The organism is Williamsia sp. Y712 (assembly GCF_059445525.1).
This window is the reverse complement of the sequence record NZ_JCAIUN010000001.1, coordinates 713,819-731,453: the sequence shown is the minus strand read 5'-3', so window position 1 is coordinate 731,453 and position 17,635 is coordinate 713,819. Positions and strand designations below refer to the sequence as shown.

The 17,635-nt window shown below is 64.1% G+C and carries 14 protein-coding genes; 11 read left to right on the top strand and 3 right to left on the bottom strand.

The window, feature by feature from the left end; all coding sequences use genetic code 11:
- Positions 1-44 precede the first annotated feature (44 nt).
- The 9 genes from AC1D75_RS03540 (at position 45) to AC1D75_RS03500 (ending at position 12,681) form a co-directional block, all read left to right on the top strand.
- Positions 45-908 (top strand): LLM class flavin-dependent oxidoreductase, encoded by an 864-nt coding sequence (locus AC1D75_RS03540; protein WP_495513923.1) that lies wholly within the window; start codon positions 45-47, stop codon positions 906-908.
- Between the two features lie 240 nt (positions 909-1,148).
- Complete coding sequence (locus tag AC1D75_RS03535) at positions 1,149-3,527, top strand: toxin glutamine deamidase domain-containing protein (protein ID WP_495513922.1); 2,379 nt, start codon at positions 1,149-1,151, stop codon at positions 3,525-3,527.
- A gap of 173 nt (positions 3,528-3,700) precedes the next feature.
- Positions 3,701-6,061: an endopeptidase La gene (gene lon / locus AC1D75_RS03530; RefSeq protein WP_495513921.1), complete on the top strand. Its 2,361-nt coding sequence runs from the start codon at positions 3,701-3,703 to the stop codon at positions 6,059-6,061.
- A gap of 388 nt (positions 6,062-6,449) precedes the next feature.
- On the top strand, positions 6,450-7,730 hold the full coding sequence (gene urtA, locus AC1D75_RS03525; RefSeq protein ID WP_495513920.1) for an urea ABC transporter substrate-binding protein: 1,281 nt from the start codon (positions 6,450-6,452) through the stop codon (positions 7,728-7,730).
- Between the two features lie 58 nt (positions 7,731-7,788).
- Complete coding sequence (gene urtB / locus AC1D75_RS03520; protein ID WP_495513919.1) at positions 7,789-8,676, top strand: urea ABC transporter permease subunit UrtB; 888 nt, start codon at positions 7,789-7,791, stop codon at positions 8,674-8,676.
- Positions 8,673-9,791 (top strand): urea ABC transporter permease subunit UrtC, encoded by a 1,119-nt coding sequence (gene urtC / locus AC1D75_RS03515; RefSeq protein ID WP_495513918.1) that lies wholly within the window; start codon positions 8,673-8,675, stop codon positions 9,789-9,791. Before urtB ends, urtC begins: the two co-directional genes overlap by 4 nt.
- Positions 9,788-10,636, top strand: coding sequence for an urea ABC transporter ATP-binding protein UrtD (gene urtD, locus AC1D75_RS03510; protein WP_495513917.1), 849 nt, complete (start codon positions 9,788-9,790; stop codon positions 10,634-10,636). The genes urtC and urtD overlap by 4 nt, the downstream gene beginning before the upstream one ends.
- A complete protein-coding gene (gene urtE, locus AC1D75_RS03505; RefSeq protein ID WP_482136485.1) occupies positions 10,636-11,328 on the top strand; it encodes an urea ABC transporter ATP-binding subunit UrtE in 693 nt (230 codons plus the stop codon). Before urtD ends, urtE begins: the two co-directional genes overlap by 1 nt.
- Before the next feature lie 150 nt (positions 11,329-11,478).
- Positions 11,479-12,681 (top strand): MFS transporter, encoded by a 1,203-nt coding sequence (locus AC1D75_RS03500; protein ID WP_495513916.1) that lies wholly within the window; start codon positions 11,479-11,481, stop codon positions 12,679-12,681.
- Positions 12,682-12,733: 52 nt separating this feature from the next.
- Here the strand turns inward: AC1D75_RS03500 and AC1D75_RS03495 are convergent, their stop codons facing one another.
- A complete protein-coding gene (locus AC1D75_RS03495) occupies positions 12,734-14,692 on the bottom strand; it encodes an AfsR/SARP family transcriptional regulator (protein WP_495513915.1) in 1,959 nt (652 codons plus the stop codon).
- 72 nt (positions 14,693-14,764) lie between these two features.
- Here AC1D75_RS03495 and AC1D75_RS03490 point away from each other — a divergent pair, with 72 nt between their 5' ends.
- Positions 14,765-15,646, top strand: coding sequence for an alpha/beta fold hydrolase (locus tag AC1D75_RS03490; protein WP_495513914.1), 882 nt, complete (start codon positions 14,765-14,767; stop codon positions 15,644-15,646).
- Between the two features lie 76 nt (positions 15,647-15,722).
- Positions 15,723-15,992, top strand: a complete 270-nt coding sequence (locus AC1D75_RS03485) for a DUF4235 domain-containing protein (protein ID WP_495513913.1) — start codon at positions 15,723-15,725, stop codon at positions 15,990-15,992.
- Between the two features lie 23 nt (positions 15,993-16,015).
- Here AC1D75_RS03485 and AC1D75_RS03480 read toward each other — a convergent pair whose 3' ends face one another.
- Both AC1D75_RS03480 and AC1D75_RS03475 read right to left on the bottom strand, forming a co-directional pair.
- Positions 16,016-16,654, bottom strand: a complete 639-nt coding sequence (locus tag AC1D75_RS03480; RefSeq protein ID WP_495513912.1) for a maleylpyruvate isomerase family mycothiol-dependent enzyme — start codon at positions 16,652-16,654, stop codon at positions 16,016-16,018.
- A 98-nt stretch (positions 16,655-16,752) separates the two neighbouring features.
- Complete coding sequence (locus AC1D75_RS03475; protein WP_495513911.1) at positions 16,753-17,598, bottom strand: DUF8686 domain-containing protein; 846 nt, start codon at positions 17,596-17,598, stop codon at positions 16,753-16,755.
- Between the last annotated feature and the right edge of the window lie 37 nt (positions 17,599-17,635).

Genomic DNA, 17,635 nt, shown 5'->3' with positions numbered 1-17,635 from the left:
ACACCGCTCAGAACTGTGCGCCGTTTCCGGTTTAGGCTCAGCTGATGCGGTATGGGATCTCAATACTTCCGGACCAGCCATGGCATCAAGCGCGGCCGAAGTGGGAACGTGTGGAAAGCATGGGTTTCGACCACGGGTGGTTCTTCGACCACCTGGTGTGGGGTGGTCTGCCCGACTCCCAGTGGTTTTCCTGCATACCCACGATGACCGCCGCGGCAGCGGTGACACCGATCAAGCTCGGGACATTCGTGGCCACACCCAACTTCAGGCATCCCGTCTCGTTCTCCCGCGAGATCGAAACCCTCCTCGACATCGCCGGCGACCGGATCCTGCTGGGACTGGGCGCCGGTGGCACCCCCGACGACGGTCTCGAAGGCAGGGCTCCGCTGTCCGCCAAGCAGAAGGTGGACCGGTTCCAGGAGTTCACGCTGCTGCTCCAACGGCTTTTCCACGAAGACCACGTCACCGCGGACGGTGAGTACTACCAGGCCAGGAACATGCGGCTCGTCGGTGGATCGGTACGCGACAGGATCCCGTTGGTGCTGGCAGGCAACGGCCCCAGATCAATCCGCTTTGCCGCAAAGTACGGCGATGCCTGGATGACCACCGGCGCCAAGGTCGAGACGCTTGATGAGTGGTTCACCGGCATCGCCGCGAGTTGCGGGTTACTCGACGAAACACTGATTGCCAACGGTCGGGATCCGGAAGGCTTCGATCGCTATCTGAACCTTGATGCCTCACCTCAATTCTCACTGGAGAGCATCGGGGTCTTCGACGAGATGGTCGGCCAGGCAGCAGAACTCGGATTCACCGACGTGATCACCCATTGGCCGCGTGACAACGACCCGTTCCGTGGATCGGTTTCTGTATTGGAGTCGTTGGCAGAACGCGGATTCAAGAACCCGTAGTCAATAGCCGGTTCGTACCATCGGCCCGTTCGGGAACGAAGCGGTGCCCGTTCGCGCGAGGTTTGACCACATCCCTTACCTGGCGGCCTCGGCGCGGTTATCGTCGAGCGGACCATGTACTCAGACCGCACACCGGATACACGCTTCGAGTCAACGCCGCCTCGAACCCGATCCCTCTCTGCCCCAACGCAATCGGGTGCGGCACTTCTGAGCCTGCAACGCGAGGCCGGCAACGCGGCGGTGACGAACGCGATCACCGGAACCGGTGGCCCACAGACGTCCACCCCCGCCAATGCCCAGTCCGGGGAGGCCGGCGCGGCCCCGATGTTCCCGGTCTATGACCGCATCGCGCGGAAGAAGAAGATGGTGGACGCCACCGCGTTTGAAGCCGAACGCGCGGCGCTCGGTCGTCGGTTGCGCTACCAGATGAAGGCGATCCCGGAGGACGCCAAGACGGTACTCAAGGAATACCCGTTCGAAGAAGTCAAAGAGATGTACGCCGAGTCGATGGAGCTGCTCGGGCGGGCAGCCAACCATTACTCCCGCGGCAATTTGTTACTCGCCGGGATGTGGACGCGCGAGGCGGGCAAGTACACGGACATCGAGATCAAGGCGCACCGGATCTTCATGGGGCAGTCGGTGTGGTCGTATGTCGGCAAGCGGGTGGGGCTGGCCGTCATCGGCATCTTCGAGGGTGCGGCCGACTCCCTGCTGGGTTTGATCGACATGGGCGCCGGCCTGGTCGGCGTCCATCCCGGGCTGGTCGAGTGGAACACCCAGCGCTACAACACGATCAAGGGCGGCTTCACCTCGGCCACAGGCATCGACCACACACTCGTCAGCGATGACGAACTCGGGCGCTTCGGCGGAAAGGTCGCCGGCGGACTGGCTTTCGGCGGCGGAATCGCCAAGGCAGCGCAGGGTGGAAGCGTGGCAGCACAATTCCTGATGCTGACCCAGGTCGGCGGCGGCATCCGGATGACAGCTGACGGTATCGGCGTGATGCGTGGCCAAGGGAAGTCCTGGGGAGAGATCTTCAGCGATCCGGCCGTGATCGCCCAGATAGCCGGGGGTATCGCCGGTGTGGCGGGAATCGGATCGGCGAGCGTGCCCGCGGTGCGCGACTTCCTCAACCAGGTGGGCCTCGTCGCGACCGCTGCCCAACTGTCCGGGATGACGGCGACATTGGTGAAGATCCAGAACGACACCACGCTCACCGACGAACAACGACAGCAACAGTTCCTCGATGCGACCGCCAATCTCATTGTGGCAGTGGGTCTGACCGCCGACCAGCAATACGGTGCCAGGCAACCTGCCGCGGCACCGGAAGCCATCGGCCAACCCAAAGCTGTTCCATCCGCCACCGCAGCACCGGAAGGCCTGCCGGTACCGGCACCCAAGCCGGCTGCACCCAAACCGAGCGTGCACGAGCGGTTCGACCTGTCCGACACCCCGGACGGAACCCAGCCGGCGCCGGTTCCGGCATCAGCAGGTGGACGCGGCAGTGGGGCAGGCGGCAGCAGTAGAGACAACGACGGCCCGACCGCTCCCGGCGACAACAAGACCGTGACGCGGCCCGCACCCCACGACGCCGACGCCGTCACCGATCTGGGCGACGTCATCGAACCCCCGAAACCGGCCGGCCCCACACCAACCACCCCCGGCGACAAACGAACCACCACCCGCCCCGCACCCCACGACACCGACGCCAACACCGACCTCGGCGACGTCATCGAACCCCCGAAACCGACGACATCGCCGAAGACATCCGCACCCGAACGCGACGTGCACGGTCGGTTCGACCTATCCGATACCCCGGCACCGGTCGAATACTCCGCGAGAAGCGCACAGGCCCAGGCGACGACCGCCCGCCGGTCGCTCGACCAGATCGCTGCTGCCGCAGGTGAGGTGAGCGCGGTGATCGGCAGGGCCGGCACCAACTCCACCCCGGCCTCAGAGGTTGTCGCCTCCGCGGGACGAACGATCAACCGCCTGACCAAGGAAAGTGCGGATCATGCCCGACGCGCGGCGGAGGCGGCGGAGAACGCCGCGGCGGCACGGCAGGCGGGCGACCACAAAACCGAGCGACTCGAGGCCCGGGTCGCCGAGTACAACGCCAACCAGGCTCGCAAGGCCGCCGTCGATGCCACTCGACTGGCCCTCGCGGCCCAGATCGACGGGGTGAATCCCACGAAGTCGACGAACAACTGCGGTCACGTCATCGAGGCCATCGAAGCCCGGCTGAACGGGACGAACCCCGATGCCCACGCCCGCGCAGGCGGCAATCTGCGTCTGGGCTCCACACCCCGCTCCGACGGCATCCGGTACAAGGAGAGCATCGGTGACCAGTACGACGGTTCGTTCGACCCCAGTACCGAGCCCAAGGTCGCCGCGAACCTCGCGGCCCGCGGCGAGGGCGCTCAGGGGGTTGTCTATGTCGATTGGCTGGGCGTCGATGGCAAGGCACTCGACACCGGGCACTTCTTCAACGCCCTCTACAAGAACGGGACCGTCTACTATCTCGACGGTCACAGCGGCAACGTCGCGACCACAATCGCGGCGCTGTTCCCCGATGCGCGAATCGGTGCGATTGACTACATGCCGATCGAACGGCACTGAGCCCGGCCCGGGGTCGAGGTCGCTGGGAGACAGCACTTCACGGTGGATGAGGAGGCTGTTCGCCCACAAGTTCTCGGCGACGCCGGATTCTGCTGTCGATGAACACCGATACCTGCGGGAACAACGCTCCTGAATTCGAAGTTGAGCCCTATGAACTTAACTTTGGAGGTCACATGTCCGAACTCAATCGCTTGCCGGTGTTGTTCCTGACCGAGCCCGTTCTCCTGCCTGGGATGGTCGTGCCGGTCGAGCTGGATGACGCCGCTCGAGCTGCGGTCGACGCTGCGAAAGCCAGTGATCCGGAGACGAACGCGAAGCCGGAGCTCGACCACTACGCCGGCAAACTACTGGTCGCCCCACGCCTGGACGACCGCTATCCCGCCTACGGTGTCGTTGCCTCGATCGTCCAGCTCGGCCGGATGGCCGACGGCCGATCGGGCGCCGTGCTGAGAGGTGAATCCCGCGCGCACATCGGCTCGGGCACCACCGGCCCCGGCGCTGCGCTCTGGGTCGAGGTAGAGCCTGTTGACGAACCCGACGTCACCGACGACGTCCGTGAACTGGCCACCGAATACAAACAACTGGTGCTCGCGATGCTGCAGCGCCGCGAGGCCTGGCAGGTCATCGACTCGGTCAACAAGCTGACCGATCCGTCGGCGCTCGCCGACACCGCGGGCTACGCGTCGTATCTGACCGACGTCCAGAAGCGTGAACTGCTGGAGACCCCCGACGTGGGGAGCCGCCTGCGTACCCTCATCACCTGGACCCGCGACCACCTGGCCGAGGTAGAGGTCAACGACAAGATCGCCGGCGACGTCCGCGACGGCATGGAGAAGACCCAGAAGGAATTCCTGCTGCGTCAGCAACTGGCCGCCATCCGCAAGGAACTCGGCGAGGATGAGCCGGACGGCAGCGACGATTACCGCGCCCGTGTCGAATCGGCAGAATTGCCCGACAACGTCCGCGAAGCCGCGATGCGCGAAGTCGGCAAACTCGAACGAGCCAGCGACCAGAGTCCCGAATCAGGTTGGATCCGAACGTGGTTGGATACCGTCCTCGATCTACCCTGGAACGTCACCACCACTGATTCCACCGATATCAAGGGCGCTCGGGCGGTTCTCGACGCCGATCACCACGGTCTGGACGACGTGAAAGACCGCATCGTCGAGTACCTCGCGGTACGGGCCCGCCGGACCGAACGTGGCTTGCAGGTCGTCGGCGGCCGCGGTTCCGGAGCCGTGATGGTGTTGGCCGGACCTCCCGGGGTCGGCAAGACGTCGCTTGGTGAGAGTGTGGCACGGGCGCTGGGCCGCAAGTTCGTTCGTGTCGCCCTCGGTGGCGTCCGCGACGAGGCCGAGATCCGCGGCCACCGGCGCACCTACGTCGGCGCACTGCCGGGCCGTATCGTCCGGGCCATCGGTGAGGCGGGATCGATGAATCCCGTTGTACTGCTGGATGAAATCGACAAGGTCGGCGCCGACTACCGTGGCGACCCCAGCGCGGCCCTGCTCGAGGTGCTCGATCCGGCGCAGAACCACACGTTCCGTGACCACTACCTCGACCTGGACCTCGACCTGTCCGACGTGGTGTTCCTGGCCACGGCCAACGTCATCGAACAGATCCCGTCGGCGCTGCTCGACCGGATGGAACTCGTGACCATCGACGGCTACACCGAGGACGACAAGGTGGTCATCGCGCGTGACTACCTGCTGCCCCGGCAGCAGGACCGCGCCGCCATCACCGGCGACGAGGTGGAGGTCACCGACGCCGCGCTCCGCAAGATCGCGGCCGACTACACCCGGGAACCGGGAGTCCGCCAGTTCGAGCGTCTCCTCGCCAAGCTGCTCCGCAAAGTGACGACGGAACTCACCGCCGCGGGCAACACCGACAAGGTGCTGGTGGATGAGCCCGATTTGGTCGGGTACCTCGGACGACCCCGGTTCACCCCGGACGCCGAGGAACGCACCGCGGTGCCCGGTGTGGCGACCGGACTCGCGGTCACCGGCCTCGGCGGTGACGTCCTCTATATAGAGGCCGGATCCACCGACGGTGAAGGTCTCGTGCTCACCGGACAACTGGGCGACGTGATGAAGGAGTCCGCACAGATCGCGCTGAGCTACGTCCGTTCGCACGCAGCCGAGTTCGGCATCGATCCGGAGGCACTGGAACGGAGCATCCATGTACACGTGCCGGCAGGTGCCACTCCCAAGGACGGACCGTCCGCGGGTGTCACGATGGTGACGGCGCTCGTGTCGATGGCAACGGGCCGCAATGTTCGCGCAGACGTCGCGATGACCGGTGAGGTCACACTCAACGGCCGGGTCCTGCCGATTGGCGGGGTGAAGCAAAAGCTTCTCGCTGCGGCCCGCTCGGGAATGAGCACCGTATTCATCCCGCAACGCAACGAGCCCGATCTCGACGACGTGCCGACCGAAGTTCTCGAAGCACTGACTGTGCTCCCGATGACCGATGTGGCACAGATAGTTGCCCAGGCACTCGAGCCGATCTCCGAAGGCGCGACCGCCGCCGCCTGATCACCCCGATCTGAAGCCCACCCGCACCTGGTTGCGGGTGGGCTTCTTTGTGTCCGACGCATCGCGAATTACTTAGCTTGGCTACAGAGATAAGCCGAAAACAATTGCCTGCTAGCTGCTTTCGCAAAGCATCTACAGCACAGCGCATTCCACACGCCAAATGCGTGGTGACTCACATCACATCAACGGCTCTCAGCACCGAAGACGCGCAAATTTCGTAAATCGGAAATCGGTTTGTCACGTCAAGACACCTCGATGAAACAAACCCTACCTATTTTTATGCAGGTACACGGAACCGTATACGCGCAGTTCTGGGTCGGAGCGCTGCTTGCAGACCTCCTCTTTCGGTGCAAATTCTCGTGCAACGCAACACAAGTGAAAGGCCGCTATGCCGCAATCCGATGCTGTTTCCCAGAGGTCCCGGTTCCGCCGGTCCGCCCTCGTCGCCCCTGCCGCACTCGCAGCAGTTGCCCTCGCCCTCAGTGCCTGTGGCAGCTCGGCCAGTGATGAGTCCACCACCTCGGCCACTTCGTGTGTCGACACCTCTGGCAGCACAATCAAGGTCGGCTCTCTCAACTCGCTGTCCGGCACCATGGCGATTTCCGAAGTCACCGTTCGTGATTCGATCGCTCTGGCGGTCGATGAGATCAACGCCTCCGGCGGTGTGCTGGGCAAACAGATCCAGCTCGTCGGTGAAGACGGCGCCTCTGAGCCGACAATCTTTGCCGAAAAGGCCGAGAAGCTGATCAGTAGCGACTGTGTTGCAACGGTTTTCGGTGGCTGGACCTCCTCGAGCCGCAAAGCGATGCTCCCGGTCTTCGAAGACAACAACGCGCTGCTCTACTACCCGGTGCAGTATGAGGGCCTCGAGTCCTCGCCAAACATCTTCTACACCGGCGCCACCACCAACCAGCAGATCGTCCCGGCGCTGGACTACCTGAAGGAAAAGGGCGTCAAGTCCCTCTACCTCGTCGGCAGCGACTACGTCTTCCCGCAGACGGCCAACCGCATCATCAAGGCCTACGCAGAAGCCAACGGCATGGAGATCAAGGGCGAGGACTACACGCCGCTGGGCTCCACCGACTTCTCGACAATCGTCAACAAGGTTCGCTCCGCCGACGCCGACGCCGTCTTCAACACCCTCAACGGCGACTCCAACGTGGCGTTCTTCCGTGAGTACAACAACGTCGGCCTGACCGCCGCGGACATGCCGGTCGTCTCTGTCTCGATCGCCGAGGAAGAGGTCGGCGGAATCGGTGTACAGAACATCGACGGCCAGTTGACGGCCTGGAACTACTACCAGACCATCGACACCCCGGTGAACAACGCGTTTGTCGCCGCATACAAGGCGAAGTACGGCGCCAACAAGCCCACCTCTGATCCGATGGAAGCCGCGTACGTCTCGGTCTACCTGTGGAAGAACACCGTCGAGAAGGCGAATTCTTTTGAGGTGGCAGCTATTCAGGAAGCCGCAGGCGGCGTCACCTTCGACGCACCCGAGGGCCCGGTCACCATCGACGGCGAGAACAACCACATCACCAAGACCGCACGTATCGGTGAGATCCGTTCCGACGGTCTGATTTACACGATCTGGGAGTCACCGGCACCCATCGAACCCGATCCGTACCTCGAGGGGTACCCCTGGGCCGAGGGCCTGAGCGCCAAGTAGTTCAGCTCGACAGCGACGACGGAAGCCGGCAAAAAGTGATCGGGAAGGAACAGCCCTCGTGGATGTGCTGATAGGACAGACGTTTACCGGACTCAGTCTGGGGTCGATCCTGCTACTCGCAGCATTGGGACTCTCACTGACCTTTGGTCAGATGGGCGTCATCAACATGGCTCATGGTGCGTTCATCATGACCGGTTCGTACACCGCCTACGTGGTGCAGGAACACGTGGTGGCCAATACCAATGTCTCCCTGATCGTTTCACTCTTTGTCGGCTTCCTCGTCGGCGGGCTGATGGGTGTACTCCTCGAAGTCACACTCATCCAGCGCATGTATCACCGGCCGCTCGACACCCTGCTGGTCACATTCGGTGTTGGCCTGGTCCTGCAACAGGCTGCCCGCGACATCTTCGGCGCACCGGCAGTGAACGTGGTCGGCCCGGAATGGCTCAGCGGTGGTGTCGACATCTTCGGCGCAGTCGTGCCGAAGAGCCGCATCTTCATCATGATCCTCGCCGTCGTCTGTGTGGTGGCTCTGGCGGCAACCATGAAGTACACACCCATGGGCCGGCGGATCCGGGCTGTGGTGCAGCACCGCGAACTCGCAGAGACAAGCGGGATATCAAGTCGCAAAACAGATATCACCACCTTCTTCATCGGTTCAGGCCTGGCAGGCATCGCCGGTGTGGCACTGACACTGATCGGCTCCACCAGCTCCAACACCGGAACCACCTACCTGATCGACGCCTTCCTGGTGGTTGTGATCGGCGGCCTCGGACAGATCAAGGGCGCAGTCATCGCGGCCGTGTCGCTCGGTCTGCTCAATTCATTCATCGAATACAACACCACCGCCTCGGTGGCCAAGGTGATCGTCTTCGTCCTCATAGTGGTCTTCCTGCAGATCCGGCCGCAGGGACTGTTCACCGTCAAGACGAGGAGCCTGGTATGAAACAGTTCTTATCCTCACGCTGGCAGGCTTACTCCGGCTTTGCGATCGCCGCAGTCATCCTCTTTGCCGTCGCCCCCGCCATACTGAGCGACTTCCGGCTCAACCTGCTCGGCAAGTTCCTCTGCTTCGGCATCGTGGCCGTGGGTATCGGATTGGCCTGGGGCCGTGGCGGAATGCTCGTCCTGGGCCAAGGTGTGTTCTTCGGCCTTGGCGCCTATATCATGGCCATGCACCTCAAGATCTCGGACGCCGAGCTCCGAGGTGACGACGTTCCCGACTTCATGCAGATCGCAGGCAAGACCGAACTGCCCGCGTATTGGCAGCCGTTCGCCTCACCGGTCGTCACGATTCTGGGCATCCTGTTCATCCCGGCCGGTGTGGCACTGATCCTCGGCCTGGGAATCTTCAAACGCCGCGTCAAGGGCGCGTACTTCGCCATCCTGTCGCAGGCTCTCGCGGCCGCGTTCGCCATCCTGCTCATCGGCCAGCAGAGCACCGGCGGCAGCAACGGGCTCAACCGTTTCCGTAGCTTCTTCGGTCTGGCACTGAATGATCCGGCCAACAAGCGACTCCTGTTCTTCATCGCCGCAGCAACATTGCTGATCGTTGTCGCACTGACCCGCCAGCTGATGTACAGCCGCTACGGCGAACTGCTGGTTGCCGTCCGCGACCAGGAAGAGCGCGTCCGTTTCCTCGGCTACGACCCCGCCAACATCAAGCTCGTGGCGTACACCGTCGCCGCACTGTTCGCGAGTATCGCCGGCGCACTGTTCGTTCCGATCGTCGGCATCATCTCGCCCGCGGACGTCGGTATCGTGCCGTCGATCGCATTCCTGATCGGTGTCGCCATCGGTGGGCGCACCACACTGCTCGGTCCGGTCCTGGGCGCCATCGGTGTTGCGTGGGCTCAGACCAACCTGTCGGAGAACTTCCCGTCCGGCTGGGTCTACGCCCAGGGTCTGCTCTTCATCGTCGTGGTCGGCTTCTTCCCCGCCGGATTGGCCGGGCTCGGTGCCCTCGCCAAGTGGCGTCGCAAGAAGGCCGAATCCGAGCCACCCGAATCTGATCCCGATCCAGACAAGGCGGACGTGACACCAGTGGGAGCTTCCTCATGAGCGCAAATGAAACCCCGGTTGTGGAGAAAGAACCCGAACTCGGCGGCAACGCCGGTATGTCGAGCGACTACCTCCAGGTCCGTGGCCTATCGGTCAGCTTCGACGGCTTCAAGGCCGTCAGTGACGTGGATCTGACTTTGCTGCAGGGTGATCTACGGTTTCTCATCGGCCCCAACGGCGCAGGCAAGACCACCGTCATCGACGCCATCACCGGCTTGGTCCCCGCGACCGGATCCATCCAGAAGTCCGGTGTCGAGCTGGTCGGCAAGAAGGTGCACCGCATCGCCCGCCTGGGTGTTGGCCGAACCTTCCAGACCGCCAGCGTCTTCGAAGAGCTCACCGTCCTACAGAACCTCGACATCGCCGCCGGCGCCGGACGTGGTCCACTGACCCTACTGCGTCGGCGGTCCGGGATTCTGCCCGAGATCGAAGAAGCACTCGAGACGATCGGCTTGCAGCACCTCAAGGACTCCCCCGCCGGGATTCTTGCCCACGGGCAGAAGCAGTGGCTCGAGATCGGGATGTTGCTGGTACAGAACGCATCTGTGCTCCTTCTCGATGAGCCGGTCGCCGGCATGAGTCACGAGGAACGCGAAGAGACCGGACAACTGTTGCGCCGCATCGGTGGACAGCGCACCGTGGTGGTGGTCGAACACGACATGGAGTTCATGCGCTCGTTCGCCACCTCGGTGACCGTGCTCGCCCGCGGCAAGGTCATCGCCGAAGGCTCTGTCGCCGACGTTCAGGCCAACCCGCAAGTCCAGGAGGTCTATCTCGGTACCGCGGCCGGCGGCACCGAGATCGAAGAAGTCGCCGCCGCCGCAGAATCCGAAGGGGCACTCTGATGCTCGAATTGATCGATGTCCGTACCGGTTACGGCCGCACCGAGGTCGTCCACGGCGCCAGTATCGAAGTACCCACCGACGGTGTCGCAGCGGTGATGGGGCACAACGGGGCGGGCAAGACCACCCTGCTGCGTGCAGCGGTCGGCCTGTTGAAGGTCACCAAGGGCACCGTGAAGTTCAACGGCACCGACATCACCTCGATGCGTCCGAGTGCACGGGTGGCCCGGGGATTGGCCTATGTCCCACAGGGCCAACAGAGCTTCGGCTACCTGACCACCGCAGAGAATCTTCAGGTTGTCGCCGACGGCCGCAAGCGCGGCAAAGAGCTCGTCGCCGAGGCATTGGACTTGTTCCCCGCACTGACAGAACTCCTGACCCGCCGAGCCGGACTGCTCTCAGGTGGTCAGCGCCAGCAGTTGGCCATCGCGCGAGCCCTGATCACGGAACCGAAGATGCTGATCCTCGACGAACCCACCGAGGGCATCCAGCCGTCGGTTGTCGCCGAGATCGAGAACACCATCACCGCCCTCACCCAACGCGGTGACATGGGAGTTCTGTTGGTGGAGCAGCAGATCGGATTTGCGCTCGAAGCCGCCGATCGGTACTACATCCTCGAAGGCGGTCGAATCACCTCATCCGGCGCAGGTGGCGCCGACGCCGAAGCCGGCGTCCGTGAGGCGATGACCATCTGACCGGAATCGCTCTCGGATGGCGATATGTGCACTGCGCCAGTATCTTTAGCTGATGAAAGGGAAACCTGGGGCCGGGGAGCACGAATCACGTTTCAGTGCACCAAGAGTCAGTGAAATACCGGTGGCGCTGGGCGCTCTCCTGAGCCCGACATGACGATCGAGAAGTCCGCGATCCCGGGGGATCGCACCCGAATCGGTCTGGCCACAGCGGCATTGGCCGCCGGAACCTTCGTCATCGGTATGACGGAGTTCATCACCATGGGGCTGCTCCCAGAAATCGCAGCCTCGATGGACCGCTCGGTCGCCGAGACCGGGCGCATCATCACCACCTATGCCTGCGGAGTTCTGGTCGGTGTTCCCCTGATCGTCGCGGCGACAACCCATCTGCCGCGTCGGACACTGACCATCGGATTGGTCCTTGCCCTCGGCGTGGGCAACCTGCTGACCGCTCTGGCCACGAACTTCGAGACCTTGCACGTGGCGCGGTTCCTGGCCGGGCTGCCACACGCCGCGTACTTCGGAGCCGCACAAGTGCTGGCATCGACGTTGGTGGCACCGATCCGGCAGGGGAGGGCGGTCGCATACGTTGGGTTGGGCCTGACACTGTCGTCCATCACCGCGGTCCCGGCCGGCACCTGGCTCGGGCAGGTCACGAACTGGCGGGTTCCCTTTCTGGCGATCTTTGTGCTGAGCCTGGTTGCCGCCGCGGCGATCTGGGCGTTTGTACCGATGTCCCCCGGTGACAAGACCCTCAATGTGCGTGCGGAGTTCAGCGCACTGCGGCGGTCCCAGGTGGTCTTCGGCGCGGTGGGCGCGCTCCTGACCTCGAGTGGCGTCTTCGTCATGTACGCCTACATCGCGCCGCTGGTCACCGACTCCGCGAACTTGTCGGAGGGTTCGGTACCGGTGGCGATGCTGCTGTGGGGACTCGGTTCGGTGCTCGGCGGCCTCGTTGCCGGACGCATCATCGAATCCGGGGCGATCAGGGTGATTGTCGTGGGGAATCTGGTGACGATCGGCCTACTGGTTGGGATCACTCTGGTGACGCGCACGTCGTTGGCGCTGTTCCTGCTCATCTTCCTGGTGGGCCTGCTCGGCCCACCTACCGGACTCGGCTTCATCGTGCACGTCATGCGTGCGGCCGGGCGGGCCCAACTACTGGCCACCGCCCTCACCAGTGCATCGTTCAACGCGTCCAACGGTCTTGGCGCACTGATCGGTTCGATTGCTGTGATGCGTGGGATGGACTACGGATCGACCGGGGCGTTGGGCGCGGGGGTGACACTGTTCGGTCTGGCGACCTTCTGTTTGGGCTTGCTGTTTGTTCATCGTGCGGCGCCGGTGCGATCGTGAACCACCCGTTTCCCCACCTGGCGGGTCCAGCTCGCGATCCCGTCGGGATCGCTCACGCCGGTGGCATGACGACGGGTAGATGTGCGGTGTCACCGAGGGTGAACATTCCGGTCTCGGATCCGATGGGATGAGACAGGTGCCGGATCCGACCGTCCGCAGATGCCGCGGTTGTGGTGTCGCCCAACCGATGTGCTGCGATCGACAGGAGCGCCCACCGTGTGGTCGCGAGGTGATCGGGAGGTGGTGCCGGTGCCTGCTGAAGCGATGTCAACGCGCGTCGGTGATCGCCGGCGGCATCAGCCGTGATGGGGGTCGTCCACGGCATGTTGGGCCCGAAGTCGACGTCGTCGAACGTGTGGAGACCCGACCCGGTTCGTAGGGCATGGACCAGCGCGATCAACGGGGCCAGCCCACGTGTGATGCCGGGCATTCCGCAGGAGGGCAGCAGGGAGAGCGCTGTGGCGTAGCGTTGCCGGATCTCGGCAGGTGGACCGTCGGTCATATCCGCGCGAATCGCACGGTACCAGGTGGTGAAGAACCCCGCGAGGCTGCGCTCGTGGTATTCGCCGAGCCGGTCCACGGTGGTTGCGTGGTGATCTCCTCGGTCGAAATCGACTGTACTGGCGCTTGTTTGGAGGCAGATCAAATGTCCGAGGATCTGATAGGTCGGCAGGTCGTGGTCGGCAGCGAGCGCGATGAGTTCGCCGCCGATCGCTTGGCGCTGCTCGATGGAGTCCAAGGTATGGAACGACTGTAGAAACTCGGCGTTGAGCGCGATGCACAGCACGGTGGGATCGCGGAGGTCGCGCGCCATCGCGACCGCCCGGTCCGCGGCCTCGGAACCGGCCGGTCCACGGGTACCGCGTGATTCGATGCCGATGAGGGCCAGTAGTCGGGCGCGTTGCGCGGGAGACAGTTCGCCGTCGAGGAGTTCGAGACACCTGCGGGAGGCGGCGACGATCCGGGCTGATCGCGCCGGATCGTCGGAGATGGTCCAGATACCCGGGATCTCGAGGTGGGTGAGAAAGTCCGCGGCCAGGCGGGGATCGTCGCGCGCCGTGAGTTCCGTTGCACCCGTTGAGCGTTCCGTTTGGGCGGTCACCAATCCGTCCGCACCACTCAGTGCCAGGTCGCGCAGCAGGACCGCGGAGCTGAGCACCCGGGATCGGCTGCCTGTGGGCATGAACGCGGTCGCCGAAGACTGCCACGGTCTCCCGGTCTCTTCGGGAAGACCATCACTCTGCAGAAGCTCCCGGCGCACCCGATCCAATTCCACCGATGGGTCCAGACCGAACTCGTCCGCCAAACGTGTGCGTGCGCGGTTCAGCACCGCGAGTCCGTCTTCTGTGCGCCCGGCGGAGTGCAGGGCCGACGCCAGAAGAATCCACGCGCTTTGCCGACTCGGGTGTCGGTCGACATGCGACTGCAACTCGGAGATGGCGAGATCACCTCGGCCTGAATGGATCTGCGCCTGGGCGAGTGCCTCCACTGTCCGGGCGTGTAGTTCGACGAGCCGAGCGTACTCTGCTCCAACCCCCGGTAGATCACGGTGCCCGGCGAACGGCGCCCCACCCCACAAGTCGGTCAGAGCGTCGGGAAGCCTGCTGAGCCGCTGCGCCCATGGCATCGAATCCACCGATGCGGCGAGCTCGGCGAACTCCCATGCGTCGACTCGTGCCGAGTGGTCGAGCCGATAGAAGCGGCCCGAGGTCACCACAAAAGCCGACGGCACTCCGCGGGGCCGCTGCGGTTCGAGTCGGCGGCGGATGTCGGCAACGAAGGTGCGGATCGCGGCGACGGGGTCCCGCGGGCTCTCCGCCTGCCACAACGTCGCGGCCAGATCATCAACGGACACCGCGGCGCCCCGCGCGGCCACCAGCCGGGCCAAGAGCTGCGCCTGACGGCGGCCGCCGAGCTCGATCCGTTCACCGGTCGGCGTGCGCCCACCGACAAACCCCAGGACGCAGACCATCTCCGCGGCGGTTGCGGGTAGATCACCGCGAGGACTCATCGGTTACTCATCCGCTCCGCACAGACTCGATCCGAACGACATCACCACTCAACTGTAGGAGACCCGATCGCCATGACCACACCATCCATCGACGGATTCGAATACCACCGCGTCCAGGTCGCACCCGATGTCTCCTTGAACGCCGCCGTCGCAGGTCAGGGCTCACCTGTTGTCCTACTGCACGGATTCCCGCAGACCCATCTGTGCTGGCGTCACGTCGCCCCTGCGCTGGCCGACAACCACACCGTGATCGTTCCTGACCTGCGTGGCTACGGGGACAGCGACAAGCCGGCAGAGACGAGTCCTGACGTTTACAGCAAGCGGACGATGGCAGACGACGTCATCGCGCTGGCCGCACATTTCGGCTTCGACAAGTTCGCACTCGTCGGCCACGACCGCGGCGCACTCGTGGCGATCCGCGCCGGACTCGATCACCCCGACCGCATCACCCATCTGGGCAGCCTCGATGTCCTGCCCACGCTGGACATGTGGGACGTCATGCACGGGGTGTCCGCCGCGGTCGGCTTCCACCTCTATCTCATGGCTCAACCGGCCGGGTTGCCCGAGGCGATGATCCGGGGCAGTGCCGACACCTTCTTCGGCTACTTCCTCGATGCCTGGGGCGCTGATGGACAGGTGATTCCCGCCGATATCCGGGCGCGGTACCTGCAGGCAAGTGCCGACGCCATCGATTCGATCGTCGCCGACTATCGCGCGTCAGCAGGCATCGATATCGAACACGACCAGCAGGACCGCGCCGCAGGTCTGACACTGACCATGCCCATCAGCGTCATTCAGCAGGATTGGGGCACGCAGATGGGTTTCGACGGCGAGCAGATCTGGAAGAGCTGGGCGACCGATCTCGATCACCGCCTCCGGGACTTCGGCCACTTCATGGCCGAACAGTCTCCCGCCGAGGTGGTCTGCGCCATCACCGACCTCCTGAAACGTTAGATCGCGGAAAGGTTTCAACCTTCGCGCAGATCGGTACTCTCTGGTCGTCTGATCCGCGTTCGAACAAGGGAAGCAAATGAGCGTCAAGTCCAAAGCCATGTACAAGCCACTGTCGATCGCTACCGGCGTGCTCGGTGGGTTGGCTGCCTCCGCTGCCTTCGGACAGGTGTGGAAACGTCTGGGCCACGACTCGAAGGTCCCTGACCCCAAGGATCTGAGCAGGAGCAACACCGAAGTGCTTGTCGCTGCCGCGCTGCAGGGGCTGATCTTCGGACTGGTGCGCGCGGCCGTGGACCGTGCAGGTGCGCGCAGCTACAAGGCCATGACACACGAGGATCCCGCCTGAGGAAGGCGGCATCGTCCAATCGCTCAGTCGTCGATCAGCGTTGCTGCCCCTGAACCCGAGAGCGCGCCCGTGGGCACCAGCCGGCCCGAGACCGCCAGCAGTAGATCGATGGTCTGACCGCGGACATCGTCCCCGGTATCGAGGCCGTGGACGAACTCGGAGTCGGTTGCGATCAGGCGCAGGCCAGACACCCGTTCGCGTCCACCGCCGAAGCCGACCGCGGTGACCGCCTGATAACCCAGGGCATCCACAACGGAGTCCACGGAGTAGTGCGCGTCGATGCCGAGCGGCCGGCGAATGTCCTCGCCATGGACAAACGCTTCGACAAGACGTGTTGCCGGATTGGCCGGCGGCGTCCTGGTCGACTCGGCAACGGCGCGCATTGCCTCGAGCGTGTCGCGGGGGTCATCCCGTTTCTGCCTTGCGATACCGGTGGCATTGTCTCGATCGAAGTCGAAGCGTGCCAGGATCATTCGTCGCGCAAAGCTGGACCTGGTGGTCATCGCCGAGTCGACCAGGTGTGCCAGGACATCGTGCACATCCCAACCCGGACACAACGAGGGCGTCGACCACGCATCAGCGGGTATGCCGCGCAGATCACCGACCAGCTGGACCCGCTCGGCATGCACCACCGGCCACACATCCGAGAACTTGCGCTTCATGCACAAACAGACCGCCGACAGTTCGAAAACTCATCGCGAGGGCGAACAACACCATCCGGCACACAAGGCCCCACCCTGTGGTCAGGCCGAGCCGAGTCTCACGGGGCCTGGCGCCACCAGGCGATCACATACAACGCCATGGCCGAGATCAACCCGGCCACCACCCACAGCACCACGGTGTAGTCGACCCACGATCCGAACGGCGGCGTACCGGGGAAGATGTTGCGCAGTGGGAGGACGGCAAACAACATGACGGCGAACCAGGTGACCATCGGCGGCTGAAACGCCTTGCGCCGGCGCACCGTCTGGATCGCGACGAACAACGTACAGACGGGGAGCACCACCAGCATCGCGCAGAGCGCCAGATCGAAGACGAGGGATCCGGCAGATCTCGACCCCTCGATGGTGAATGACTGTCCCGCACCGGGGTCGTCGTCACCGGCATCGATGTCCCAGCCGCTGAGCGAATCGGTGATCGCGACCTCGGTCTCGAGTGGTTCGCGCTCGTCGCCGATCTCGCTCACGCCGCGCACCACAACAGACTCCGAGGTGTACTCGTCGAAGGGCCAGGTGCGGATGTCGCCGTAGGCATAGAGCGAGACCGCCAGCATCCCCGGCCGTGTCCCACTGGCGAATTCGATCCGCTGATTCGCAACCATCGGTGAGATGTCGATCAGCAGAGCGTCCTTGAGGTTGCCGTCCTCGTCCACCAGATTGCCACCGGGATACACCGACACATGCCCGCCGAACGAATACTCCGCGCCATTCACGGTGTCTATATCGAGATACACGAGCACGCCATCGGCAGCAGGCTCACGGGTGTCGGGCTGATTGCCGGAACCGCCCAGGGCATACAGGAGCAGAACCGACACGTACACCACCAGCACACCGGCGACGATCGCCAGACCACGCAACATCGCTGACCGCCGTGGGGCACGCGCCATCTGTTCGTCTCCAACCCGTCGTCCTGCCCTGGAGCCG